The following is a 23,638-nucleotide window of genomic DNA, read 5'->3' on the forward strand; positions in this document are numbered from 1 at the left end:
GGCCCGGGCCTGGACCCGGGCCGCTGAACGTCCTCGCCACCCGCTCAATCCGTCACCGGTTCCCCGACGCCGCGGATCCACCGGTCCATCCACTGCTTCTGCCGCAGCGCTGTCTCGAGCTGCAGACCCGGTTCGCTGGGACCGTGCCCGGTGCGCGGCAGCCACACCAGCTCGGTCGGCACGCCGAGCGCGCGCAGGGAGCGGAAGAAGATCTGTGCCTGGTTCGGCGGCACGCGCGCATCGTTGCGACCATGGATCATGAGCGTCGGCGTGCTCACGTTGCGGACGTGCGCGAGCGGTGAGGACTCCTGGTACTCCTCCCAGCGCCCGTCGTCGAACGGGTGTCCGCCGAAATAGCCTTCGAACACCTGGATGATGTCCTGCGTCCCCCACATGGCGATCGGCTCGGTAATGCCGGCACCGTTCACCGCGGCCTTGAACCGGTCGGTCTGCGTGACGGTCCACGCGGTCATGTAGCCGCCGTAACTCCAGCCCATCACGCCCAGCGAGTCCGGATGTGCGATGCCGCGCTCGATGAGCGCGTCGACGCCGGTCATGATGTCCTGGAAATCGAGGCCGCCCCAGTCCTCGATCACGGCACGCTGTCCCTCGTCGCCGTAGCCGGAGGAACCGCGCGGGTTCGGCATCAGCATCGCGTACCCGTCCGCGGCGTACCACTGCGCGTTGTTGCCGTAGCCGTTCGCCTGGAAGTTCTGCATGTACGCGCCGGCCGGTCCCCCGTGGATCTTCACGACGAGCGGCACGCGCGCGCCCTCGCGGTAGTTCGCGGGGTACACGAGCACGCCCTCCACCGGCCTGCCGTCCGTGCTCTGCCACTCCACGACCTCGGTGCGGCCGACCGCGTAGCTCCTCATCTCCTGGTTGTGCGACGTCAGCGCCACGGCCTGCGCCGGCCGGGGCGGGATGCTGCGCGTCGCGAGAACCGCGCTGTACAGCTCGGCCGGCTCCGTCGGCGTTTCCCGGGTGTATGCGATGCGGCTACGATCTGCGGAGAACGAGAAGTTGCCGTATACGCCGTCCTCCGGGGTGACGCGCACCACGCTGCTGCCGTCCGGCTGCATCCACCAGAGCCCGCTCGTGGTGCCCCGCGCCGCGGTGAACCAGACCCCGTTCGCGGCCGGCACGACGGCGCCCGGGTCGAGGTCACCCGGCGTGACGTCCTGCGTACTGCCGTCGGCGACATTCACGCGGAAGAGCCGGCTCTGCCCGACGCGGTAGCCGTTCTCCTGGTGCCCCTGGACGTACAGCGACCTGCCATCCTCGGCCCATACGGGGCTGCCGTCCGGCCCCTCGTTCTCCGTGAGACGGCGCGGCTCGCTGGTGCTGTCCGCCGGCGAGACCAGGTAGACGTCGCTCTGCCAGGAGAACGCGAGGTTGGGCGAGGGTGCTGCGGCAACGGCGATCCGCGCGCCGTCGGGACTCCACGCGAGCGACTGCACCGTGAACACCCTGGGATCGTCACCGCCGGTCACCCGACGCGCCTTCTTCGATGCGACGTCGAGCACCCACAGGTGCGTGTGCTGCTCCGGCCCGTCCTCGATCTCGACGTCCCTGCCCGTCTTCTTCGCGTCCTTCTGCTCCTCCGTCTCCTCCTCGCGTGCCGTGAAGGCGATCGTGCGCCCGTCCGGTGCCCACTCGAACGCGTTGATCGCGGTCGGATGGCGGTACAGCAGCTCGCTCTCGCCGCCGAACGGCGACATCAGGTACAGCGCAGCCCGCGATTCGGCGCCCTCCCCGCGAACCGATGTGAACGCGAAGGCGGAGCCGTCCGGGCGCCAGCGCGGGCGTGAATCGCTCTTCGCGTTCGTTGTCATGCGCATGGGCAGGCCGCCCTGTGTCCGCACGAGCCAGATGTCGGTGTCCGCCTCGTTCTCCTCGAGGTCCACCGAACGAAGCGCATAGAGGGCCATCGTGCCGTCGGGCGACAGCTGCGCGTCACTGATCGCCTCGTAGCGGAACAGGTCCTCCACGGTGGGACCGGATTGCTGCTGCGCAGATGCGGGGAGCGCCACGCACAACAGCGCGGCAGCGAAAAGGGCGCGTGACATCGACGTTCTCCGGGGCTGTTCGTGGATGGGCTGCTGGAGAGGTAGGCGCCCCGGAGAGTCGGGTCAAGTCGTCAGCGCGGCACCGCCAGATCGACGGGACCGGCCGGCACTTCGACACTCCTGCCCTCCGGCCGCAGTACTGCGGCGAGCCAGTACCGGCCGTCGGGCAGCGTGGTACCGAGGATTGCCGCCGCATCCGTCTGCACGGTCGCCTGCCGGCTCGCTCCCGGTGCCAGGCTCCATTCGACCAGCGCCATGGTGCACCCCACGTGCTCGGCCTGGTCCCACGCGAGCTCGGTCCTGGCCTCGTCTCGATAGACGCGCAGCAGGACCACGCATCCGTCCGGGAACGTGAGGTCGATCGTGCGGGAACTCCGGTTCGTGGCCGTCACCGTGGTACGCAGCTGAACCGGGAACGACTCCATCACTGCCGTGTCAGCGCTGTACTCCACACCGTCCGCTCGCACGAGCAGCGCCGCGTCTGCCGGCTCCTGCGGATCGCCGCTGCTCGTGCAGCCGACCAGCAGCGAAAGCACCAGGCCCGGGAGCATCCGTGTCTGCATCCATGTCTCCAGTCGAGTGGCCGCCTGCATCTGAGACGCACGAGTCCTGCCGTCCCCAACGTGCGCGCGGGGGCGCTGCATGCGAGATTGCCGCATGCGAATCATTGCCGGCCGCTGGGCAGGCCGCTCCCTCGTTTCGCCGGGTGGCCGCGTGCGGCCAACGGCGGAAGCAGTACGCGACGCTGCGATGTCGCTCGTCGCAGACGATCTCCGCGGTGCCCGCGTGCTCGACCTCTTTGCTGGCACGGGCGCGATGGGGCTGGAGGCGATCTCACGCGGCGCCCGGAGCTGCGACTTCGTCGAGAACGGCAGCGGCGCGATCCATTCGCTCAAGGCGAACGTCGCGGCACTGCACGCCCGTGAGCGCAGCCGCATCTTCCTGCGTGATGCGATCCCCTTCATCGAGCGCCTGCCCGCGCATGCGTACGACCTGGCCTTCGCGGATCCGCCGTACGGCTCGCGCAAGCTCGATCGCGTGCTGCAGAGGTGGCTGGAGGTCCCCTTCAGTCGCGTGCTGGTCCTGGAACATGCACCCGATCACGCGCTGCCGGCGCGCGGCACGAGCCGCCGCATCGGCGATAACGATACGATGATAACGGTGTTCCGCGCGCGGCCCGCGAACAGGCCTGCGCGAGAGCGGCCCGGTGCGACCCGCGCTTCGCGAGGTGAAGCCGGCGACGGGGCGTCGCAGAAGCCATGAGCAGCCCGGACGTGATCGTGATCGGTGCCGGCGCCGCCGGCACCATGGCTGCCATCTTCGCCGCACGCGCCGGCGCGAAGGTGCTGCTGCTCGAACGGACGCGCGACGGCGGGCGCAAGATCCTGATCAGCGGAGGCGGGCGATGCAACATCCTGCCTTCACGCATGACACCGTCGCAGTACGTGACGGCGTCTTCGCAGAACACGCTGCGCCGGATGCTGCTGTCATGGCCGCTCCCGGAGCAGCGTGCGTTCTTCGAAGCCGAGCTCGGCATGCCGCTGGACCTGGAGCCGGAGACCGGCAAGCTGTTTCCGCGCAGCAACCGCGCCCGCGATGTGCGCGACACACTTGTCGGCGCTGCCCGCCGCGCCGGTGCACGCATGCACTTCGACGCGCGCGTGCGCGACGTGGTGCGCGGCGGCGATCACTGGCGCGTCAGCGTGGACGACGACAACCCGCTGCACGCGCAGGCCGTGATCATCGCGACCGGCGGCCTCTCGGTCCCGGCCACCGGCAGCGACGGCTTCGGACTGAAGCTTGCGCGCCGGCTGGGACACACGGTGCATGACACCTACCCCGCCCTGACACCTCTCACTGCGACGCCGCCCCCGCATGCACACCTCGCCGGTGTCTCACTCACCGTGCAGCTCACGGCTCCGCTCGCCAGGGGCCGGGCAACCGCAGCCGGAGGCTTTCTCTTCACCCACCGCGGTTACAGCGGGCCCGCCGTGCTCGACATCTCGCATCACGCCGTCCGGGCGCGCGCGGAACAGCGCGAGCAGCGCATCCTCGTCCGGTGGACGGAGCACGACCACGGTGCGTGGGACGCGCTGCTGCGGGACGCACACGCCGGCACCGTCGGCTCGCTGCTGCGCCGTCATCTGCCGACCCGGCTTGCGGACACACTCGTCGCCGAAAGCGGCGTGCCTGATGAGCGCCCGCTCGCCACACTGCGCCGCGACGAGCGCAGGACACTCGTCGGACTGCTCACCGAGTACGCTCTGCCCTGGACAGGGGACGAGGGTTACAAGAAGGCGGAGGTGACCGGCGGCGGCGTCGCACTCGGGGAGGTGGACCCGCGCACCCTCGAGAGCCGGCTGCACCCCGGACTCTTCTGGTGCGGTGAGGTGCTCGATGCGTTCGGCCCCATTGGCGGCTACAATTTCCTCTGGGGCTGGGCAACCGGAAGGGCTGCCGGAGTCGGTGCGGCTGCCCGCGCAATACAGACCGCGGAGACGGGACACAGATGAACGAGACGGGCAGCACGGAAACACCACAGCGGCAATCAGCGGGACCAGGGTTCTCCGTCATCCTCATCATCGTCGGTGCGGGATTCGTGCTCCTCGGCCTCGCCTGGGCGTGGGAGTTCATCAAGACGCTCACGGCCGGGACACTGGACAGCTTCGAGGAATGGCGCGGGGGGGCCTACGCCGTGACGTACGTCGCCGCCGGCATCGGCATGGTGCTGCATGCCCGCTGGGCCCCGTGGGCGGTCGGCGCGTGGAGCGCCCTGACCGTCTCGCAGTTCGTCTATCCCGCCGCCCCGCGGGAGCAGGTCCCCCTCTACGCGCAGATTGCAGTTGCCCTGATCGTCCTGTTCTGGACCGCCGGCCTCACCTTCTACGTGCGTCGCCGCACGCGCGCCCTGCACCACAACCGCGACAACTGATCACATTTCCCTGATTTCCCGGTGCCGGGGACTGCAACTTTCTGCCGTGTTCGTACGTCTCAGGAGGTAGTGAAACACGAGACCATCGAGACGCGTACGGTAGATCATGATGAACATGGATCCTCTCTTCGGCTTCCTGGCAGCGTGGTTGGCGCTCGGCCTGCTCAACACCGGTTATGCACTTGCATCCGGTCGTCGTGAGCGCGGCTGGCTGACGGTCGCACTGACGGCCGGTCCGCTGGCGACGTCCCTGCTGCTGGTTCTTTCGCGCGGCGCCCAGCGCGCCCGCTGACGCCACCTCCGCGCTGTGATCCGCCGCCGACGGCGGTCCGGCGCGGAGGTGCGTTCTTCCTGCCGTGTCATCATCATCAACTCGTCGAAGTCGACCTCACAGCTCCGGCCCGGCCTGAGGCTGAACCCTCCACGACGCTGCCTCCCCGATCTGCCGCTGCCAGGCACAGCGTTACGGATGTTCGGCGGACTCGCATCCGGACCAGTGCGTCGCGCAGTGATTGATCCTGCCCCATGTTACCATGGCGGACTCAGCCATACTCGCGATCACGTGCTTTCTGTGGTCGAACCCCTGTTGACTGGTGGCAATGACGAAGAATCCCTCTGCTGACCCGGATGCCGCTGCGTTCGACGCTTTCCTCTTCGGCATGCGCGTCGTCCTGCACGCCTTCGAACTGGATCCGCCGGCTACGGAGTTCGAGCGACCATGGGCGCTGCTGCGCGAGGTTGCGGACGGTCATACCACGCTCATGAATCCGGGAGACACGGCCGTGCGGTTCCCCGGCCTGGGCGCCCTCCTGCATGAGACCACGCGCGACCGGATCGCGCAGGACCGCGACATGGCGACGCGTATTCTGCGCGGGCTGGGTGGTGCGTTCGACGAGCATACGATCCCGGATGAAGACCCCGGCAACGCGTGAGCTGTTCGCGGTCGCCGCACCCGGGCTCGAGGCGATCGTCGCAGCCGAGCTGCGCACTCTGGGTATCGAAGGCCGGGTCGAGCAGGGCGGCGTCGCGTGGAGCGGTGATGACGCGTCGCTTTCGCGGGCCGTGCTGCACCTGCGGACCGCGAGCCGGGTGCTGGTCCGTGTCGCACGGTTCCGCGCGCGCGGTTTCCCCGAGCTGGAGCGTCACGCCGGGCGCGTAGACTGGTCCGGCTTCGTCGCGCGCAGCGATGCGGTCGCCCTGCGCGTGACCTCGCGCAAGTCTCGGCTCTACCATGAAGGCGCGATTGCGGAGCGACTGCTGCGTGTCATGGGCGCGGCTGCTGTGCCGGTCGACGAGGAGGACGCGTCGGCGCATGTACAGCAGTTCGTCGTGCGTTTCCTGCGCGACGAGTGCGTCATCAGCGCGGACGCCGCCGGCCCGCTGCACCGCCGCGGCTACCGCCAGCAGGTTGGCAAGGCGCCACTGCGGGAAACCCTCGCCGCGGCGATGCTGCATGCGATCGGCTGCACGGACGTTCCGCTGCTCGATCCGATGTGCGGGTCCGGCACAATCGTCATCGAGGCAGCGCTGCTCGCCCGTCGCATTCCGCCGGCACTCGCGAACGACGGGCAGCGGCCGCGTGCGAGCCGCATGCTGCGCTGGTCGGATTTCGACCACGCCGCCTGGGACGCCGCCGTAGCAGATGCCCGTCGTGCAATGCTCGCACACGTGCCTGTGCCGGTCATCGGATCGGACCGCGATGCCGGTGCGATCGCGGCCGCGCGTGCGAACGCGGAGCGCGCGGGCGTGCAGGACGACATCGCGTTCGAGCAGCGCGCAATCAGCGATGCACGCGTGCCGGAGGGCGTGGGTGCGCTCGTCACCAACCCACCGTACGGCGTGCGCGTTGGCGATACGGGTGAATTGCGCGATCTGTATGCGGCGCTCGGGAACCTGGCCAGGCGTCGGTTGCCGGGGTGGCAGGTGGCAGTTCTGTGCGCCGATCGCCGCCTCTGTGCACAGATGCGCCTGCCACTGCAGCCGGCGTTTGCGACGCGCAACGGCGGACTGGCCGTCGAACTGATGCAGGGGCGGGTCCCTGCGAGCAGCAGCCGGGAGCCACCATTGGAATAGAGCGTGCCGCCGGCCGCATGCGTTGTTTGCCCCGTCCCGCGGTGCGCGCTACTCTCCGAACGTGTGGCCTTCCGCTGTTGCAGCCACATTTCGTTCCAGCACGCGAGTACCGTACTGGCGGGGGATCATGAACCGGTCGGCTGGCGCGGCATGAGTGACGCCCGGTCACATCCGATGGAGCGCGTGGAGCGGGACGCCTGGATCACCAGGCTCGAGTTCCACCGACGTCTCGAAGAATGGTACCGGCTCAGCCGGGCGCCGCTGGTCGGTGATCCCGGCGTGCCGGGGATGACAGGCTGGGTATTCGTGCGTGACGGACACATGCTCGCCAAGCTGCATGCGGATACGACCCGGGCCGGCGTTGCAGCATACCTCGAGCTGCTGCGCTCACAGCGGGGGGAGCTTACCTGGCACGTGGTCGAGAGCGCCCGGCGCCAGCCCACCAAGATCGCCTTCGGCGCCGACCGCCGGATCGTTCCCGGGTTCTACCTGTACCTGTACACGCTGGGCGCGTAGACGGGGCAAGCGGTCAGAGTTAGCTTGTGCCGATGCTGCACCGGTGCGATAGACGGACCCCATGCGCGTGAAGCTGGCACTGCTCGCGGATTATGCGAACGTCACCGCCGAGGGGAAGCTGAACATCCTCGGCGTTTTCGACCGCATCAACGTCAGTGCGCTGCCGGCCGTTCACCCGCAGATGCATCTCGTGCTGCGGTTCGAGGCTCACCCGATGGAGCGCGACCGCGTGCACAACGTCGAGATCCGGCTGCACGACCCGGACGGCAAGACGGTTTTCGAGGTGAAGGGCGACGTCGTGCCCCACGGCAATGGTGAGCGGGCGACGGCGTCGAACCAGATCCTGACGTTGAACAACCTGCAGCTCACGAAATCGGGCGGCTACACCTTTGCCGTCTTCGTGAACGACGACCTGAAATCGGAGCTCCCGCTCGGTGTCGAAGTGGCACCTGCGGGAGCTGCGCCGCCGCGCATCGACGGCGTCCACTGAGCGCCCCGGCCGCGCTCGCGGCCGATTCCCATACGAGTTCGAGGTTCCCGAGCGTCGCCCTGTCCATCCGGGCGCGCTCCTTCACTTTCCCGGGGAGCAGTCATGCTGGAGGAGATCAAGCAGAAGATCGCAGATGAGATCGATCGGCTGATGCACGAGCTGACGGTCACACTGCCCAGGGTCATCCAGAAGGCGGTCGAGCTGGGAGACCTGAGTGAGAATGCCGAGTACAAGTCGGCGCTCGAGCGGCAGGAGTTCGTCCAGGCTCGCCTCAATCACCTGACGCAGCGGGCCAACGAGCTGTCCAAGATCGATCCGACTACCATTGCAGCGGACCGCGTCGGGTTCGGCTCGAAGGTGACGCTGCAGGATGCGGCGAACGGAGAGATCGTCGAGTACACGCTGGTGTTCGGAGACTTCATCGATCTCGACAGCAACCAGATCTCGATCGCATCGCCGATCGGCCGTGCACTGCTCGGCCGTGCGGAGGGCGAGGAGGTGGTGGTCAACCTGCCGCGAGGTGATCGCACGTACCGCATCACCGAGCTGGTGACCCTGCCGCAGATGGTGCAGTCATGAGTCGCGCGATCGTTGCTGCGGCGCTGGCGTGCGGGTTCGCGTTCGCGGCCGGTGCGCACGCACAGAACCGTTGCGAGCCGTCCAACCGGTACTGCGCCGAGATCGCACGGCTCGTCGATGACGCGGCCATCGGTGCTGCAATCGTGCACATCGACGAGATCGACGAGCAGGGAATGCGCGACCTGATCACGCTGACCGAGATACCCGCTCCACCGTTCGGTGAGCAGGAGCGCGGGGAGGCCTTTGCCGCAATGCTGCGCGACGCGGGCGCCGACAGCGTGTGGACCGACGAGGAGGGCAACGTCATTGCACTGCGGCGCGGCACGGGTGAGCGCGTGGTCGCCATGGCCGGCCACCTCGACACCGTCTTTCCGAAGGAAACGGACGTCACCGTCCAGCAGCGAGGTGATACGCTGTACGCGCCCGGCATCGGCGACGACACGCGCGGCCTGATCGTCCTGCTGCAGGTGCTGCGGGCGCTGGAGGCGGCCGACGTCGCCACGGAGGCGAACGTGCTCTTCATCGGCACCGTGGGCGAGGAGGGCCTGGGAGACCTGCGCGGCGTGAAGCACCTGTTCCGCGAGGGTGGGCCGCGCATCGACTCGTTCATCGCGGTCGACGGCGGCAGCGAATCCAGCATCACGGCCCAGGCACTCGGCTCGCGACGCTATCGGGTGACGTTCGAGGGCCCCGGCGGCCATTCCTGGGGCGCCTTCGGCACGGGCAATCCGGTGCACGCGCTCGGCCGCGCGATTCGCATCTTCGACGAAGCAGCCGATGCGTTCACGAGCAGCGGTCCACGTACCAGCTACAACGTCGGCCGGATCGGCGGAGGCACGTCGGTGAACTCGGTGCCCTTCGAGGCGTGGTTCGAGGTCGACATGCGCTCCGAGAGCCAGCAGAGCCTGGGACGGATCGACTCGATCTTCCTGGCATCCGTGCAGCAGGCGCTGCAGGAGCAGAATGCGCTCGTGCGGGAGAACGATCCGCTGACGGTGGACGTACAGCTCGTCGGCGACCGCCCCTCCGGCGAAACCGCGGAGGACGCACCGCTGCTCCAGCGGGCAATTGCCGTCACCCACTATTTCGGCGACGAGCCCCGCATCGGCCGCTCCTCGACCGATTCCAACGTTCCGATCGCCGCAGGCATCCCGGCAGTCACCATCGGCCGCGGCGGCGCGGGCGGCAATTCCCACGCGCCCGATGAGTGGTGGATGAACGACGACGGCGCGGAAGCGATCCGCCGCGCCCTTCTGATCCTGGTCGCCGAAGCCGGCCTCGCCGGCAACCAGACCACATGAGGCGAAGCTCGGCCAAGCGAACGGCGTAGACAGGATGACGGCCGGCGGAGCAGATCCGCCGGCCGTCACTGTTGCCGATGATGATCCCGGACGTGCGGCGTCGGCGGTCACAGCGCCTCCCAACGCCCAGCGCCCGAAGTCCATCCCGAAGTGTCCGCCACCCAACTCGCACCACCCACCACCCGGAGCCCTCAGCTCACGCCGTTCAGCAGAAGGCGCCCAGAATCCAGTACAGCACCAGGAAAATCAGGATGGTGCTGATGCATCCCCCGCCCAGCTTGTACGCGCCGTACCCGGCAAACAGGGTCCGGAAGAAGTTCGCCACACCGCCCTCCTCGTTCGGTTCTGTCCGCTGCGAGCGCACGCGGTGTGCCAGCCGGCACGAAGCATGAAGAAGTCCGCGCGCGTGGAGGCAGAAACGTGAATGTCGAGCTCGCACCGCGGGAACGGCGGCCGCACAGGCTCGAGCGGCCGGGCTGGCGCCGCGCGTTCGACGTGTCGCTGGCGGTCGTGCTTGCCGCCTATGTGGTGCTCTGGGCGTGGGCAGTCCTGGATGCGGTCGAGCGTGGTGTTCGCCCCGGGATCACGGCGCGGATTGCCGCAAGTCCGCTGGACCCGTCCGGCCCGCCGGAAGCTGCGTTCCTGCTCGACGCCGCACTGCGGCTGCTGTACCGCAGCACCGTGCAGCCGGCAACCGGCCAGAGCGGCGCGGTGCGCGTGGTGATTGCGGCTCCGGACTCCGTTCCCGTCGTACAGGATTCGCTGCCCGCCGGAGTCGACATCGAGTACCGCGCTACCGGTGACACGACCGTGCGGGACACGGCCAGCGTGCCGGAACAGCCCGGGATCTGGGACATGGTCGTATCGGCTCGCAATGCGATCCGGACCGTGCCCAACCTGCGCGTGATCTCGCTCGTGCCGATCTCCGCAAAACAGGGCGGCTCCATCGGCGAGTACAGGATCGGCAGCTGGCCGTGGGAGGAGGGCGGCACCCCGCGCTCTCCCGCGTACGCACCGCCGCGCGGGCTGATCCGGGTGAATCGGGAGGATGTGAGCATACCGGTGTCCACGCATTTCACGCTCGGCGACTTCCTGACCAAGGGACAGGCGGATGTGTGGCCGAAGTACGTCCTGATGTCGCCGCGCCTGCTCGACAAGCTGGAACTGACGATCCAGCAGCTCGAGAGCATGGGCCACCCGGTCGAGAACGTTGGCGTGATCAGCGGCTTCCGCACACCGCAGTACAACGAGGGTGGCGGAGACCCGAGCGGGCGCGGCGCCCTCTCACGCCACATGTACGGCGACGCCATGGACTTCTTCATCGACAACGACGCCGACGGCCGAATGGACGACCTCGATGGCAACGGTCGCATCGACGTCGATGATGCACGTGTCATGGCCAGGGCAGCAGAGGAAGTGGAGCGTCGCTACCCGGAGCTCGTCGGCGGCATCGGCATCTATCGACCGACCGGCGCGCACAGCGGTTTCATCCATGTCGACACACGCGGGTATCGCGCCCGCTGGTAATGAACGGAGGGGACGGGACCATGAAAGCGGAGCGTGAAGTTCCTGCCAGCGAGCGGCGCGACGAGCCGCACGCGATCACCGGTGCCGCGCAGGTGCGGGAGGAGGACCTGGAGCCGCACGAAGGGCTGCGCTACGTCGCGAAGCTGTTCAAGGCGCTCGCCATCCTGCTGATCATCATGCTGATCGCGGAGATCATCGTGGGCGTCCAGCAGGAGGGGCCGGCCGCGCTCGCGACCCTGCTGATCGAGGCGACGCGCATCGTCGTGTTCGCCGGCCTGCTCTGGGGCGCCGGTGACCTCGCGATCATCATGATCGAGTCGAACCATGACCTGCGCGCGACCCGCATCCTCACCGGCCGCGTCGCCTACCGGCTGCAGCGATTGATCGATCATCAGATCGGAGAAGACGAGGAGCCGCAGCGGGAAGGGCCTCCGCCGGACGTGCCGCCGCAGTTGCCGTAAGGCGCGGGGACATCCGGCGCACTGGTGGGGCGGGTGAATCCGGTCATGAGAGCAGGTCCCCCACGTCAGGGGTGACACCACCCGCCTGCCACGATCGCCGGCGCTTGATCGAGGAGGGCCCGCGCGCGTACCTTCGCGCGTCCCCCCAAACAGGAGCCGGTGATGAAGCTGCACCTCGCGCTTCCCGTCGCTATCATCGCGCCGCTGCTCGCCGTCCAGCACGGCGTCGCACAGCAGGCCGTTCAGCAGAGTGGCGGACTGGGCGCGCACGAACTGAGCGCATTTTCCTTCCGCAGTATCGGTCCCGCCGTTACCGGTGGCCGCATCCACGACATCGAAGTACACCCGTCCGCACCGGCGACCGTACTCCTGGGCACTGCGTCCGGCGGCCTCTGGCGTTCGCACAACAACGGCACGACATGGGCACCCGTCTTCGACGGCCAGCCGGTCTCCACCTTCGGCGACGTTGCGATCGCCCCATCGGATCCGCGCATCGTGTACGCGGGCACGGGCGAGCAGAACAACCGGCAGAGCACGTCGTGGGGGAATGGCGTCTATCGCTCTGACGACGGTGGCACGACGTGGCGGCACCTCGGCCTGGATGCGACGCACCACATCGGCCGCGTGCTCGTCGACCCGCGCAGCACCGGCACGGTACTCGTCGCTGCGCTTGGCAACCTCTGGGCGCCGAGCGCGGAACGTGGCGTCTACCGCACTACGGACGGCGGCCGGACGTGGCAGCAGACCCTGTTCGTCGATACGCTGACCGGCGTGGTCGACATGGAGCTCCATCCGACGAATCCGGACATCGTGTACGCGGCTGCGTACCAGCGGCTGCGCACGCCGTGGGGCTTCAACGGCGGCGGCGCCGGCAGTGCGATCTACCGTTCGCGCGACGGCGGCGTCACGTGGGAAAAGCTGACGAACGGCCTGCCCGCGGCGCCGATCGGCAGGATCGGCCTCGCGACGACGCCGGCAAACCCGGACGTCGTGCTCGCGATCGTGGAGCACCGTGACGAGGGCGGTGTCTACCGCAGCGAGGATGGCGGCACCACGTGGTCGCGCGTGAACCCGCTCAATCCGCGGCCGATGTACTACAGCCACATCTTCCTCGATCCCGCGACCGACCAGCGAGGCTACATCCTGGCGACCCAGATCTACAGGACGGAGGACGGTGGTCGGAACTGGGAGGTGCTGCCGTACCAGCCGACCTACGACGTGGGCGTGCACAGTGACTTTCACGCGCTCTGGATCGATCCCCGCGAGTCGTCACACTTCCTGCTGGGCGGCGATGGCGGCCTTTTCGAGACGTGGGACATGGGCGAGACGTTCCGCAAGATCGACAACCTCGCGATCGGCCAGTTCTACGCGATCGGCGTGGACATGCGCGAGCCGTATCGCGTGTATGGCGGGATGCAGGACAATCACTCGTGGGTGGGCCCAACCGCGACGCGCCACTGGATCGGCATCATCAATGACGACTGGCGCCAGATTGGATTCGGCGACGGCATGTACCAGCAAGTCGATCCGACGAACCACCGGTACGTCTACAGCAGCTCGAATGACGGCAGCTACTCGCGCGTGGACGCCGAGACCGGTGACATCCTCGACATCTCGCCCCGCGAACCGGCGGGCGAGTCCGAGTACCGGTTCGACTGGACGTCGCCGTCACTCATCTCGCAGCACGACGCCTCGACGATCTATGTCGGCGGCAACCGGCTGTTCATCTCGAACGATCGTGGCGTGAGCTGGAAACGCACGGCTGACCTGTCCCGGCAGATCGACCGCGACACGCTCACGATCATGGGCGTGCGCGGCAGCGACATCGTGCTCTCGAGGAACGACGGTGTCAGCACCTTCGGCCAGATCGTCACGCTTGCCGAGTCGCCGCTCGATGCGGACGTGCTCTGGGTCGGCACGGACGATGGCAACGTGCAGGTCTCGCGCGATGGCGGCGAGAACTGGACCGAGGTCGGCCGCAACGTGGAAGGCGTGCGGAGCGGCACGTACGTGTCGCGCGTCACGGCATCGCATGCGACGGCGGGATCGGCGCTCCTGGCGTTCGACGGTCACAGGCACGGCGACTTCCGGCCGTACCTGTTCCGGACCGATGACTTCGGCAGCACGTGGACACCACTGATGCGCGGCTTCCCGACCAACGGCGTGATCAACGACGTGATCGAGGATCCGTCGAACCCGGACGTGCTGTATGCGGGCACGGAGAACGGCCTCTACGTCTCGCTCGACAGGGGCGCGAGCTGGATGGAGTTCGCGCAGCTGCCATCGACGCTGTACGACGACCTGCTCATCCATCCGCGGGAACACGATCTCGTGGTCGCCACGCACGGTCGCTCGATCCTGGTGCTCGACGACGTGCGGCCGCTCGCCGAGTGGTCGCCGCAGATCGCGGCTCAACCGGTTCATCTTTTCCCGATACGTACGGCCACCGCGTTCCACTACTGGAAGGACACGTCCTACCGCGCGCAGGCCGCGTACGCGGGCGAGAACCCGCCGGACGGTGCAATCCTGACATACTGGCTGGGACGCGATGTTCCCGAGGCGACGCTCACCGTGTCCGATGCGGCCGGCAACGTCATCCGCACGCTCGAGGCGGACGGCTCGCGCGGCATGCACCGCACCAACTGGGATCTGCGCTACGAGCCGCCGCCGGCCGGCGGCTTCGGCAGGCAGCGTGACCCGGACGATCCGCGCCACCGCGCGCTGCCACGGCCGCCACGCAACATAGAGGCACGCGGACCATTCGTCGCGCCGGGCACGTACACAGTGACCCTGGCCGCGGGCGGCGAGCGTTCCACGCAGACGGTGGAAGTACGCGCCGATCCGGAGATGCCGCATGTGACCGACGAAATGCACCGCGAGCGCGTTGCGTTCCTGCTCGAGGTGGCCGCACTGCAGCTGGAGGCGGCCGAGCTCGCGCAGGCGGCAGAGCTCGCGCAGGCCGAGCTCGCGCAGGCGGCCGAGCGCGAAACGGCAGCCGCCACGCGACTGAACCGCGTGCGCAGCCGGCTGAACGGACTGGCGAGCGACTTCAATGGTGCGAGTGTACGACCCGGCAGCATGCACCCGCCAACGGAGACGCACAGGCGGATCGTGGCGGAGGCGCGGGCGGAGCTGCAGGCGGTGGCAGGTGAGCTTTCCGCGGTGCGATAGGTCCTCGTAAACCTCAGGTCGCCGCGACCATGCTGAGCTCCGGCAGGTCGCGGCGCACCGCCTCCGCCGTGCGATCCGCCAGTGCCATTACGGTCAGGTAGGGATTGATCTGCAGCGCGTCCGGAAAAAGGCTCGAGTCCGCCACGCGCAGCCACGGCACTCCATGGACGCGCCCCCAGGCATCGCAGACCGAGCTCGCGGCGGAGCCGCCCATCCCGCAGCCGCCCATCAGGTGGGCGGCCGAGACGCTCGTCGTGCCGGGCACGAAGTGCTCCGCGGTAATGCGTTCGTCGAGACGCTCGGTGTCCTCACGGGTAATGATGTGCGGATCCGCGGTCGGGGCGTGGACGCGCACAGCACCTGCCCCGAAGAAGATTCGTGCAGCGGCACGTGTCGCGGCCGCCAGCGATTCGACGACGGCGGGCGTGAACGTGTAGTGCACGACGGGTCTGCCGCTGCGATCCACCTCGATGCGATTCTCCTCGACTGGCCTGTCGCACGCGAGCACGAGGATCATCTGCAGCCGCTCGAACGCCTGCATCATCGCGGCGTGTTCCGTCCCGAGGCCGGTCAGGTTCTTGGCGGTCGTGAACGGGAAGTACATGCAGGTCTCGAGCACGAAGCCCTCCTCTTCCGCACGGTCGAGGAAGAACGACTTCGGGTGACCGACCCAGTTGGTGATCGGCTGCGCGTGCTCTGCGACCAGGATGAACGCGGGGTGACACGTGAAACCGTGGCCGAGCCGCGGCAGGCGCGCACGGAGGCCGGAGCGGAGCAGCAGCGCGGACGTACCGACGGAGCCGCCCGCCGCGACGATCACGCGGGCACGGACGTCGTACTCTCCGGGCGCCCAGGTGGACGGCTCGCCCTTGCCGCCGGGCGGTTTCTCCGAGACGCGCACGCGCAGCTTCTGCGGATCGACGCGCAGCACCTCCGCGCGCGTGACCACCTCCACTCCCTGCGTTTCGGCCGCGGGCAGCTGCACGCGGTGGGTGCCCTGCTTTGCGGCGTTCGGGCAGCCGAGGTTGCACAGGCTCGAGCCGACACAGCCGCGCACGTTGATGGGGAACTGCTCGGCCGTGAAGCCGGCGGCGTGACACCCCTCCGCGAACAGGCGGTTGTTGTCGTTGATCTCCTCTGGTGAGAGCAGATGCACGTTGTTCTGCTGCATGTACTTCGCGGAGCGCTCCGCGAGATCCGACGCGAGGAGCCCGGGCACGCGCCACCCGCGGATCACGCGCTCCGGCGCGACGAGTGATGTGCCGGTGTACACGACGGTCGATCCGCCGTACACGCGGCCAAACGCCAGCGTCATCGTGCCGTCAGCGGTCAGGAAGCCGCCGCCGTCCTCGTACAGCACGGGCGCCATGGTCAGCTCGCCGCCGTCGAACTCGTCGTCGCGCAGCCGAGGTCCCTGCTCGAACACGACCACGCGCAATCCGTCCCCGACGAGGGGCGCAAGTGCCGCTGCCACGGTCCCGCCGCCGGCGCCGCTCCCAACGATCGCGACGTCGCAGGTCACGGCCTCACTCATCCGGAAACCGCGGTACGCGCGTGGGGGATCGTTCCATGCTCATGTGCGGAGCGCCTTCCACCCGCGCGGGCTCGCGCGGTAGCCGATGCTGGCAGAGTGCACCGGCTGCGTGTAGTAGCCCATGAACACGAGCGTGCGCAGCCCCCACACTCCCCGGCGCAGCAGGACATGGCGCGCCCGCTCCAGGTCGTGGAGGACGCGCTCCCGCGTTTCGCGCGGCAGCTCGGAGAAGCGACGCCGGTGGCGCAGGACCGGATAGACGTTCAGCACCCGCAGGAACATGACGATCTGGCGCTGCGCCTTGCGCGGCCGCTGCGCCAGCGCGTCCTGGACGATCCGTTCCACACTGGCCCAGCCGGACTCGTCGAGCGTGGTCGCGGCCGGCAGGATCGCTTCAGCCGCCGCGCGGAATGTGCGTCGGGCGGGCGCGAGCAGGCTCACAGGCCACGCATCTCCTCGGCCTCCGCCACACGACGCAGCGCGATCGCGTACGCGGCCGTACGCAACGTCACGTCGTGTTCTCGAGCGACGCCCGCCACCTCGCGATAGGCCGCGACCATCTTCTTCTCCAGCGCCGAGTTCACCTGCTCCTCGTCCCAGCGGAACTGCTGCAGGTTCTGCGTCCACTCGAAGTACGAGACAACGACGCCACCCGCATTTGCGAGAAAGTCCGGCAGCACGAGGATGCCGCGCTCTGCCAGGATCTTGTCCGCGATCGGAGTCGTCGGGCCGTTGGCCGCCTCGACCAGCACGCGGCAGGCCAGCTCGTTCGCGTTGTCCTCCTTGGTGATCACACCGCCGAGCGCCGCCGGGATCATGTAGTCGCAGGGCACGCTCCAGAGCTTCTCATTCGTGAGCGGGTCCCCGCCCTCGAACCCGGCGACGCCGTGGGTACTGTGCACGTGTTTCGTCAGCGCCGGGATGTCGAGGCCGGAGTCACTGAAAACGCCGCCCGTCGCATCGGTCACCGCGACGATGCGAACTCCCTCCTCGTACAGGAAGCTGGCGAGATGGCTGCCGACGTTGCCGAACCCCTGGAGCGCGGCGGTGCCGCCCTTCCAGGGAATGCCGTACTCGCGTGCGGCTTCGCGCATCACGATCATCACCCCGCGACCCGTCGCCGCCTCGCGGCCGTACGAGCCCCCCAGGGTGATCGGCTTGCCGGTCACGATCGCGGGCGTGTAGCCCCGCTTGGCACTGTACTCGTCCAGCATCCACGCCATTACCTGGCCGTCCGTACCCATGTCGGGCGCGGGAATGTCGCGGTACGGGCCGAGTGCGATCGCGATGCGCTCCGTGAACTTGCGCGTGAGCCGCTCCAGCTCGGTGCGCGACAGCTCCGACGGGTCGACACTCACGCCCCCCTTGGCGCCGCCGAAGGGCAGGTCGAGCAGTGCCGTCTTCCACGTCATCAGCGTCGCCAGTCCGCGGACCTCGTCGAGGTCCACGGTCGGGTGGTAGCGCACCCCGCCCTTGGTCGGACCGCGCGCGCCATTGTGCTGCACCCGATGACCGATGCAGACACGCACACTGCCGTCATCCATGAGCACGGGCACCTGCACGGTGATCTCACGGAACGGCGTGCGCAGGCGAAGTCGCATCTCCGGAGAAAGCTGCAGCAGATTCGCAGCGGCTTCGAGCTGGTTGGTCGTGATCGATTCGACGTTGAGACGGGTCATTCGGCTCGGGTTCGCGGATGGAGGAGTGTCGCGCGCGGCTGGGCCGTCGCTCAGGTTGCCGTTCGCCCCACGGCTACGCAAGACACGGACGAGAGAGCGTCCGCACCCATCCCCAGCGGCACGCGAGCCGCGTCAATCAGCGCAACCATGTGGCGGTCCGCCGGGTATAGTCCCCCAGTGGTCGCACGCGAGAACGGTTCTCCATGACGGGCAGCGACTCCTTCATCCCTCTACGACGGCGCAGGCACGTGCTCGGTTTTCTGATCCTGCTCTTCATCGCACTCCCCGTACTCGAGCTCGTGCTGCTGCTTCGCATCGGCAGCTGGATCGGCGCGCTGCCGACGATCCTGCTCGTCATCGCGACCGGCATCGTTGGAGCCTCGCTCGCCCGTACGCAGGGCGTTGCCGTCCTCGCGCGCATCCAGCGGGAACTCGCCCAGGGACGTCCGCCCGTTGCATCGATGGTGGACGGCTTCCTCATCTTCGCGGCCGGCGTGCTCCTGCTCACGCCCGGCGTCATCACCGACGTCTTCGGTGTCGCGTTTCTGCTGCCGCCGGTGCGCGCACTCGTGCGCCGCGGACTCGCCGGTCGGCTCCAGCGCATGGCAGAAGCTGGAACCGCCCGCTTCACCGTCCTGCGCAATGTCCCTCACTGGCCGCAGCAGGAAACCCGCGAGCCCGCGGAGCGGCCGCAGGGTCGCGACGTCAGCAACCTCTGACCAGGCGTCCGCCCGCAGTGCTCACATCCGGTGGCGGATGTCGATCACCAGCCGGTTCGGCGACTCCAGCTCGAAGACCCGGAACGGGTTCGGCGTGCGCAGCGCCGCTACCCATGTCACGTCCGCCTCGAAATCGCACGTTGCAACCAGCCGCAGCAGCACAGGGAACTCGAAACGACGGTCGCGCTGGCTGACGGTCGCCTGACCCTCCTCGTTGTGTGCCGCGGCGGGCTGCAGTTGCACCGACAGAAAGCCCGTGCCAGGCAGCTCCACCTCCTCGCCCGACCCGCATTGTGTGACCGGCAGCCGCACGTACTGGACGCGGTAGCCGGGCACGGCGCCCGTACCGAAGTCCATGACGATCCGATCGAACCCATCATGTGATGCTTCACGCACGTCGATCAGCACCGCATGCTCGTCACGCTGGACGGAGATCGCATCGGTGGTCCAGGCCGTATCCGCCTGCGAGATCTGGCTCGGCATCTCCGGCGCGTTCGGATCGAGGGAGTCGCCCGCGGTGCCTGCCGCAGTCCCGCGCGGGGTTCCGAGCGTTCGCTCTGCTTCCTCCGGTGTGCAGGCGGCGAGGAGCAGAGGGAGCAGCAGAATGGATCGTATCACGTGGTGTTCTCCTGGTGACCCGGATGCCCGGTTTGGCCCGCTCCTTGCCCCTTGAGCGGCAGGAACACGGTTGTACGGAACGGAAACTGGAGGAAACATGAAGCGCAAGGCGATGTTCTTCTTCGTACCCGCACTGGCGTTCGGCCTGGCGGCGTGCACGGCAGAGCAGACGGAGGAGGGTGATCTTCCGGATGTCGACGTCCAGGGTGGCCAGCTCCCTGAGTACGATGTGGATGCAGCGGACGTCGAGATTGGCACCGACACGCAGACGGTGCGTGTGCCCGATATCGATGTGACGGCCCCGGAGCCTGATCCGGAGCCGGAGCCGCCGACCAGCAACTAAGCTGGTCGGTCGGTTCGAAAAGGGGCCGGTTGATGCGAATCAGCCGGCCTCTTTCACGTCTATCCCGCGTACCAGCCGCTCGACGTCCTGCTTCCGGACCAGCTCGTCCTCGCTGGCATGCAGCACGGCAGTACCGGCCGCGACAGCGTAGCGGAGCGCTTCCGCGGGCTCTGATCCATCCAGTCGCATCACCAGCGCGGCGAGGAATGCGTCACCCGCGCCGACTGCGGAAGCGGATGGTGGTGCAGGCGGTGCCCATGCATGCAGTGCGGTCGGGAGGTGCCGTGTCGCCAGCACGGCCCCCTCGGCTGCCATGGTGACTGCGGCTGCGTGTGCTCCGAGATCGAGCAGTGCGCGGGCCGCCGCGGCCGCCTCACGCACGCCGTCTATGCGCCGGTCGAGGAGTCGCGCCGCTTCCGGCAGGTTGGGCGCGAGCAGCGTGCAGCCGGGTGCAGCAGCACGCAGGGCGGGCCCATCGCCGTCGACCACGACACGCGCGCCGGCTGCGAGCGCCCGATCACGGACCCGGGCGTGGAAATTGGCGTCGAAGCCGGGCGGCACGCTGCCGCTGCTGACGACCCAGTCTCCGGCAGCCACGCACTCGTCCAGTTCATGGAGCAGCGTCGTCTCCTCCTGCGGACTGCACGCTGGCCCGACGGGATTGATCAGCATGGCGCGGCCACTGGTGCGCTCGCGCACTGCGACGAACGTCCGGGTGGTGCCCGGCGCTGTCGCGGCACGGACGTCGATCCCCTCCGCGTCGAGAAGATTGCGCAGCTCCTGCCCGGTGTTGCCGCCGAGCAGTGTTACCGCGAGCGACTCGCCGCCGAGCTCGCGCACGGCGCGCGTGACATTGATCCCCTGACCGCCAGCGCGACGGCGCGGCATGGCGACACGGTTCGCATCATCCCAGACGAGCGTGTCTGCTTCGAACAGCAGATCGATCGATGGGTTCGGGGTGACGGTGATGACGCGTGGCACTCAGACCTTGATGAAAATCCGGCGCCTGTACAGCACGCTCATTGCCGCAAGCCAGAGGGTGGTGTAGAGCAGTGCGAACGCCAGTGACGCATTCACGGGAGAGAGCCAGGACGCGAGCAGGTTCTGGTAGATCCAGGTCTTGAGCGCCACGTCGTCCCCGACCCGGACCATCGTGATCACGCGTGCGAACAGGCTGGACAGGAAAAACGCAGCGATGGCGTTGGTGCCGAACACGACGAATGGCGTCGCCCACGTCTTCCAGCCCCGGACGTCGATCAGCCAGTAGCAGATCGCGAGCGTATGGCAGGCCATGCCGGCGGTAAAGATCACGTACGAGCTGGTCCAGAGCGGCTTGTTGATGGGGAACACCGCGTCCCAGGCGAGTCCGAGCACCAGCCCGGCGCTGCCGGCGACGAACAGGCCGACGGTCTTCTCGAGCTGAGCGCGGCCGCTGCGCAGCCAGTCACCCGCGAGTGACCCCAGCAGCACAGTGCCGATCGCCGGCATCGTGCTGAGCAGTCCCTCGGGGTCCCACGTGCGCGACTGCGACCAGAGATGCTGCGTGCCGAAGATCGTGCGGTCGATCCATGCGCCGAGGTCCGCACCGGGCTCCAGCAGGCTGGGGCCCTGGCCCGGCACGGTCGTGAGCGTCTGCAGTGCCCAGTAGCCGAGCAGCAGCACGGCGATCGCAATGACGCGACCGCGCAGCCCGAGCCAGAGCACCAGCGGCGTCGCGAACAGGAACGCGATCGCGATGCGCTGCAGCACGCCCGGGATGCGCAAATCCGCCAGGTCCAGGAAATCCGGGAACGCGTGCAGCAGCAGGCCCAGCAGGAAGATGATCGCCGCCCGCTTCGCCGCGCGCGGCGCGATGTCCGTGCGTTCGGCGCCCCGCGCGATCTGCACCGCGAACGAGTAGGACATCGACACGCCGACAATGAACAGGAAGAACGGGAAGATCAGGTCTGTCGGCGTCCAGCCGTGCCACTCCGCGTGCCGCAGCGGAGGGTAGATCGCGCCCCAGCTCCCCGGATTGTTGACGATCAGCATGCCCGCGATCGTGAGACCGCGGAATGCGTCCAGGGAGACGAGGCGCGAGCCCTTCGGCTGCGGCGTAGCTACTGCTGCCCTGCTCGCAGTGCTTCGTTCTTCGTGTAGCGACTGAACCATTCGCGCAGGTAGAGCTGGGTCCGCAGGAAGTTGGACGGCTTCGAGCTGGTGCCGTGCCACTCGTCATTGAAGCGCACCATCGCTGTCGGAACCTTACGCAGCTTGAGCGCCTGGTAGTACTCCTCCGTCTGTGCCATCGGCGTACGCAGGTCGTTCACGCCGGTCATCAGCATCGTGGGCGTCGTGACATTGCCGACGTACATGAGCGGCGAGCGGCGCAGGTGCTCGCTCGGATCCTCCCACGGCAGCTTCTCGAAATTGCGGTACCACGACGCACCGTCCGTCGTGCCCACGAAGCTGAGCCAGTTGGTGACCGGGCAGTTCGCCGACGCGGCAGCGAATCGGTCCGTGTGCCCGACCGTCCACGAGGTCAGCACGCCACCGCCGCTGCAGCCGTACACGTACATGCGGTCCTCATCGACGATTCCCTGTGCGATCACCGCGTCCACGCCGGCCATCAGGTCGTCGAAGTCCTTGCTCGGGTATGCGTTCTTGATCGCATTGCCGAACTCCGCGCCGTACCCCGTGCTGCCGCGCGGGTTCGTGTACAGCACCAGGTAGCCGTTGGCCGCGTGCTCCTGGAACGCGAAGTTGAACCCAACGTTGTACATCGAGTGCGGCCCGCCGTGGATCGCGAGCATGAGCGGGTACTTCTGTGCGGGGTTGAAATCGGGCGGCTTGACCAGCCAGCCCTGCACGCGCCAGCCGTCAGCGCCATTGTACCACAGCTCCTCCACTGCACCCAGGCGCTTGCCGGCCAGGATGTCGCCGTTCACGTCCGTCAGCTCCCGCAGCTCGCCGGGCCGGCGCACGTTGAATGCGACGATGTCACCCGCCTCCTGCGGCGCCGTGCGCGTGCCCACGGCCAGCCCATTCTCGCCGATCATCTCGACTGCGAGCATGTGCGTGCCTTCTGTGACCTGCCGCACGCTGCCGTTCAGGGGAGCGAAGTGCAGGTTCTGTGAGCCTTCGCTCTGCACGTCGAAGTAGATGCCACTGTTGTCCGGCGCCCACTTCAGGTTCTGCGTCGAGCGATCGAGGTCGCCCGTCAGCAGACGGTGACCACTCCCGTCCGCGGCCATCACGTACAGCTTCGTCTCGATCCACGTGTCGTCCGCGATGTCGTAGCCGGTGTAGGCGATCCAGCGACCGTTGGGCGAAACCTGCGGATTGGAGTCGGGCCCGTCGCGCGTGGTGAGCTGCCGGACGACGCCCGTGTTCACGTCCAGCGCGTAGATGTCCGACTGTCGCCAGAGGTACTCCGAGTCTTCGACGCGCGGTGCCGACGAGAACACGATCGTGCGGCCGTCGGGCATCCACTGCGGCGCGCCCGCGTCGTGGTCGCCCGTCGTGATCTGCCGTGGCGTGCCGCCATCCGCGGGCACGATGAAGAGGTGCTGTGTGCCGTCGCCGATGAAGCCGATCCGGTCCCGCCGGTAGTTCAGCCGCTGCACGACGCGCGGCGGCTCGGTCCA

Annotated in this window: 24 protein-coding genes; 15 read left to right on the top strand and 9 right to left on the bottom strand. The window is 68.2% G+C overall.

Annotation, left to right across the window (positions count from 1 at the left end; genetic code table 11):
- Positions 1–44 precede the first annotated feature (44 nt).
- Both VFU06_05120 and VFU06_05125 read right to left on the bottom strand, forming a co-directional pair.
- Positions 45–2,069 carry a S9 family peptidase gene (locus VFU06_05120; GenBank protein HEU5208774.1) on the bottom strand — a complete coding sequence of 675 codons (2,025 nt, stop codon included), beginning with the start codon at positions 2,067–2,069 and terminating at the stop codon, positions 45–47.
- A 71-nt stretch (positions 2,070–2,140) separates the two neighbouring features.
- Positions 2,141–2,632: a BsuPI-related putative proteinase inhibitor gene (locus VFU06_05125; protein HEU5208775.1), complete on the bottom strand. Its 492-nt coding sequence runs from the start codon at positions 2,630–2,632 to the stop codon at positions 2,141–2,143.
- Between the two features lie 94 nt (positions 2,633–2,726).
- On the opposite strand from VFU06_05125, the gene VFU06_05130 reads away from it, so the two are divergent.
- The 13 genes from VFU06_05130 (at position 2,727) to VFU06_05190 (ending at position 15,119) form a co-directional block, all read left to right on the top strand.
- Entirely contained in the window at positions 2,727–3,332 is a 606-nt protein-coding gene (locus tag VFU06_05130) for an RsmD family RNA methyltransferase (GenBank protein ID HEU5208776.1), read from the top strand.
- Positions 3,329–4,582, top strand: coding sequence for an aminoacetone oxidase family FAD-binding enzyme (locus VFU06_05135; protein HEU5208777.1), 1,254 nt, complete (start codon positions 3,329–3,331; stop codon positions 4,580–4,582). The genes VFU06_05130 and VFU06_05135 overlap by 4 nt, the downstream gene beginning before the upstream one ends.
- Positions 4,579–5,001 carry a hypothetical protein gene (locus VFU06_05140; protein HEU5208778.1) on the top strand — a complete coding sequence of 141 codons (423 nt, stop codon included), beginning with the start codon at positions 4,579–4,581 and terminating at the stop codon, positions 4,999–5,001. The genes VFU06_05135 and VFU06_05140 overlap by 4 nt, the downstream gene beginning before the upstream one ends.
- Positions 5,002–5,107: 106 nt before the next feature.
- Positions 5,108–5,293: a hypothetical protein gene (locus VFU06_05145; protein HEU5208779.1), complete on the top strand. Its 186-nt coding sequence runs from the start codon at positions 5,108–5,110 to the stop codon at positions 5,291–5,293.
- A gap of 307 nt (positions 5,294–5,600) precedes the next feature.
- The gene (locus VFU06_05150; GenBank protein HEU5208780.1) at positions 5,601–5,933 is read left to right on the top strand and encodes a hypothetical protein; all 333 of its coding nucleotides are present in this window, start codon (positions 5,601–5,603) and stop codon (positions 5,931–5,933) included.
- On the top strand, positions 5,911–7,074 hold the full coding sequence (locus tag VFU06_05155) for a hypothetical protein (GenBank protein HEU5208781.1): 1,164 nt from the start codon (positions 5,911–5,913) through the stop codon (positions 7,072–7,074). Before VFU06_05150 ends, VFU06_05155 begins: the two co-directional genes overlap by 23 nt.
- A gap of 150 nt (positions 7,075–7,224) precedes the next feature.
- Positions 7,225–7,590, top strand: a complete 366-nt coding sequence (locus VFU06_05160) for a hypothetical protein (protein ID HEU5208782.1) — start codon at positions 7,225–7,227, stop codon at positions 7,588–7,590.
- Between the two features lie 61 nt (positions 7,591–7,651).
- Positions 7,652–8,080 carry a hypothetical protein gene (locus VFU06_05165; GenBank protein HEU5208783.1) on the top strand — a complete coding sequence of 143 codons (429 nt, stop codon included), beginning with the start codon at positions 7,652–7,654 and terminating at the stop codon, positions 8,078–8,080.
- Positions 8,081–8,182: 102 nt separating this feature from the next.
- Positions 8,183–8,659: a transcription elongation factor GreA gene (gene greA / locus VFU06_05170; protein ID HEU5208784.1), complete on the top strand. Its 477-nt coding sequence runs from the start codon at positions 8,183–8,185 to the stop codon at positions 8,657–8,659.
- On the top strand, positions 8,656–9,960 hold the full coding sequence (locus VFU06_05175; protein ID HEU5208785.1) for a M20/M25/M40 family metallo-hydrolase: 1,305 nt from the start codon (positions 8,656–8,658) through the stop codon (positions 9,958–9,960). The genes greA and VFU06_05175 overlap by 4 nt, the downstream gene beginning before the upstream one ends.
- A gap of 420 nt (positions 9,961–10,380) precedes the next feature.
- Positions 10,381–11,487 (top strand): hypothetical protein, encoded by a 1,107-nt coding sequence (locus VFU06_05180; GenBank protein ID HEU5208786.1) that lies wholly within the window; start codon positions 10,381–10,383, stop codon positions 11,485–11,487.
- A gap of 20 nt (positions 11,488–11,507) precedes the next feature.
- Positions 11,508–11,948 carry a hypothetical protein gene (locus tag VFU06_05185; protein ID HEU5208787.1) on the top strand — a complete coding sequence of 147 codons (441 nt, stop codon included), beginning with the start codon at positions 11,508–11,510 and terminating at the stop codon, positions 11,946–11,948.
- Between the two features lie 162 nt (positions 11,949–12,110).
- A complete protein-coding gene (locus VFU06_05190; protein ID HEU5208788.1) occupies positions 12,111–15,119 on the top strand; it encodes an exo-alpha-sialidase in 3,009 nt (1,002 codons plus the stop codon).
- Between the two features lie 13 nt (positions 15,120–15,132).
- On the opposite strand, the gene VFU06_05195 is transcribed toward VFU06_05190, so the two are convergent.
- The 3 genes from VFU06_05195 to VFU06_05205 are packed head-to-tail and all read right to left on the bottom strand — an operon-like array spanning position 15,133 to position 18,332.
- Positions 15,133–16,653: a GMC family oxidoreductase N-terminal domain-containing protein gene (locus VFU06_05195; GenBank protein ID HEU5208789.1), complete on the bottom strand. Its 1,521-nt coding sequence runs from the start codon at positions 16,651–16,653 to the stop codon at positions 15,133–15,135.
- 39 nt (positions 16,654–16,692) lie between these two features.
- Complete coding sequence (locus VFU06_05200) at positions 16,693–17,094, bottom strand: gluconate 2-dehydrogenase subunit 3 family protein (GenBank protein HEU5208790.1); 402 nt, start codon at positions 17,092–17,094, stop codon at positions 16,693–16,695.
- Complete coding sequence (locus VFU06_05205) at positions 17,091–18,332, bottom strand: Glu/Leu/Phe/Val dehydrogenase dimerization domain-containing protein (GenBank protein ID HEU5208791.1); 1,242 nt, start codon at positions 18,330–18,332, stop codon at positions 17,091–17,093. The genes VFU06_05200 and VFU06_05205 overlap by 4 nt, the downstream gene beginning before the upstream one ends.
- Before the next feature lie 248 nt (positions 18,333–18,580).
- On the opposite strand from VFU06_05205, the gene VFU06_05210 reads away from it, so the two are divergent.
- Positions 18,581–19,051 carry an FxsA family protein gene (locus VFU06_05210; GenBank protein HEU5208792.1) on the top strand — a complete coding sequence of 157 codons (471 nt, stop codon included), beginning with the start codon at positions 18,581–18,583 and terminating at the stop codon, positions 19,049–19,051.
- Between the two features lie 21 nt (positions 19,052–19,072).
- Here VFU06_05210 and VFU06_05215 read toward each other — a convergent pair whose 3' ends face one another.
- The gene (locus tag VFU06_05215; GenBank protein ID HEU5208793.1) at positions 19,073–19,669 is read right to left on the bottom strand and encodes a hypothetical protein; all 597 of its coding nucleotides are present in this window, start codon (positions 19,667–19,669) and stop codon (positions 19,073–19,075) included.
- A gap of 97 nt (positions 19,670–19,766) precedes the next feature.
- Here VFU06_05215 and VFU06_05220 point away from each other — a divergent pair, with 97 nt between their 5' ends.
- Positions 19,767–20,012: a hypothetical protein gene (locus VFU06_05220; GenBank protein HEU5208794.1), complete on the top strand. Its 246-nt coding sequence runs from the start codon at positions 19,767–19,769 to the stop codon at positions 20,010–20,012.
- A 39-nt stretch (positions 20,013–20,051) separates the two neighbouring features.
- On the opposite strand, the gene VFU06_05225 is transcribed toward VFU06_05220, so the two are convergent.
- From VFU06_05225 to VFU06_05235, 3 genes are all read right to left on the bottom strand, one after another.
- Positions 20,052–20,993 (bottom strand): hexose kinase, encoded by a 942-nt coding sequence (locus VFU06_05225; GenBank protein ID HEU5208795.1) that lies wholly within the window; start codon positions 20,991–20,993, stop codon positions 20,052–20,054.
- A complete protein-coding gene (locus VFU06_05230; protein ID HEU5208796.1) occupies positions 20,994–22,163 on the bottom strand; it encodes a heparan-alpha-glucosaminide N-acetyltransferase domain-containing protein in 1,170 nt (389 codons plus the stop codon). It lies immediately after the preceding gene.
- Positions 22,112–23,638 (bottom strand): S9 family peptidase (locus tag VFU06_05235; GenBank protein ID HEU5208797.1); only part of this gene is annotated, 1,527 nt, incomplete at its 5' end. The genes VFU06_05230 and VFU06_05235, both read right to left, overlap by 52 nt.

This window comes from Longimicrobiales bacterium (genome assembly GCA_035764935.1).
In the GTDB taxonomy this organism is placed as follows: Bacteria; Gemmatimonadota; Gemmatimonadetes; order Longimicrobiales; family RSA9; genus DASTYK01.

Coding starts and splice junctions, on each gene's coding strand:
- VFU06_05120 (HEU5208774.1), bottom strand. CDS start 2,069: ATGTCACGCGCCCTTTTCGCTGCCGCGCTGTTGTGCGTGGCGCTCCCC.
- VFU06_05125 (HEU5208775.1), bottom strand. CDS start 2,632: ATGCAGACACGGATGCTCCCGGGCCTGGTGCTTTCGCTGCTGGTCGGC.
- VFU06_05130 (HEU5208776.1), top strand. CDS start 2,727: ATGCGAATCATTGCCGGCCGCTGGGCAGGCCGCTCCCTCGTTTCGCCG.
- VFU06_05135 (HEU5208777.1), top strand. CDS start 3,329: ATGAGCAGCCCGGACGTGATCGTGATCGGTGCCGGCGCCGCCGGCACC.
- VFU06_05140 (HEU5208778.1), top strand. CDS start 4,579: ATGAACGAGACGGGCAGCACGGAAACACCACAGCGGCAATCAGCGGGA.
- VFU06_05145 (HEU5208779.1), top strand. CDS start 5,108: ATGATGAACATGGATCCTCTCTTCGGCTTCCTGGCAGCGTGGTTGGCG.
- VFU06_05150 (HEU5208780.1), top strand. CDS start 5,601: ATGACGAAGAATCCCTCTGCTGACCCGGATGCCGCTGCGTTCGACGCT.
- VFU06_05155 (HEU5208781.1), top strand. CDS start 5,911: ATGAAGACCCCGGCAACGCGTGAGCTGTTCGCGGTCGCCGCACCCGGG.
- VFU06_05160 (HEU5208782.1), top strand. CDS start 7,225: ATGAGTGACGCCCGGTCACATCCGATGGAGCGCGTGGAGCGGGACGCC.
- VFU06_05165 (HEU5208783.1), top strand. CDS start 7,652: ATGCGCGTGAAGCTGGCACTGCTCGCGGATTATGCGAACGTCACCGCC.
- greA (HEU5208784.1), top strand. CDS start 8,183: ATGCTGGAGGAGATCAAGCAGAAGATCGCAGATGAGATCGATCGGCTG.
- VFU06_05175 (HEU5208785.1), top strand. CDS start 8,656: ATGAGTCGCGCGATCGTTGCTGCGGCGCTGGCGTGCGGGTTCGCGTTC.
- VFU06_05185 (HEU5208787.1), top strand. CDS start 11,508: ATGAAAGCGGAGCGTGAAGTTCCTGCCAGCGAGCGGCGCGACGAGCCG.
- VFU06_05190 (HEU5208788.1), top strand. CDS start 12,111: ATGAAGCTGCACCTCGCGCTTCCCGTCGCTATCATCGCGCCGCTGCTC.
- VFU06_05195 (HEU5208789.1), bottom strand. CDS start 16,653: ATGAGTGAGGCCGTGACCTGCGACGTCGCGATCGTTGGGAGCGGCGCC.
- VFU06_05205 (HEU5208791.1), bottom strand. CDS start 18,332: ATGACCCGTCTCAACGTCGAATCGATCACGACCAACCAGCTCGAAGCC.
- VFU06_05220 (HEU5208794.1), top strand. CDS start 19,767: ATGAAGCGCAAGGCGATGTTCTTCTTCGTACCCGCACTGGCGTTCGGC.
- VFU06_05230 (HEU5208796.1), bottom strand. CDS start 22,163: ATGGTTCAGTCGCTACACGAAGAACGAAGCACTGCGAGCAGGGCAGCA.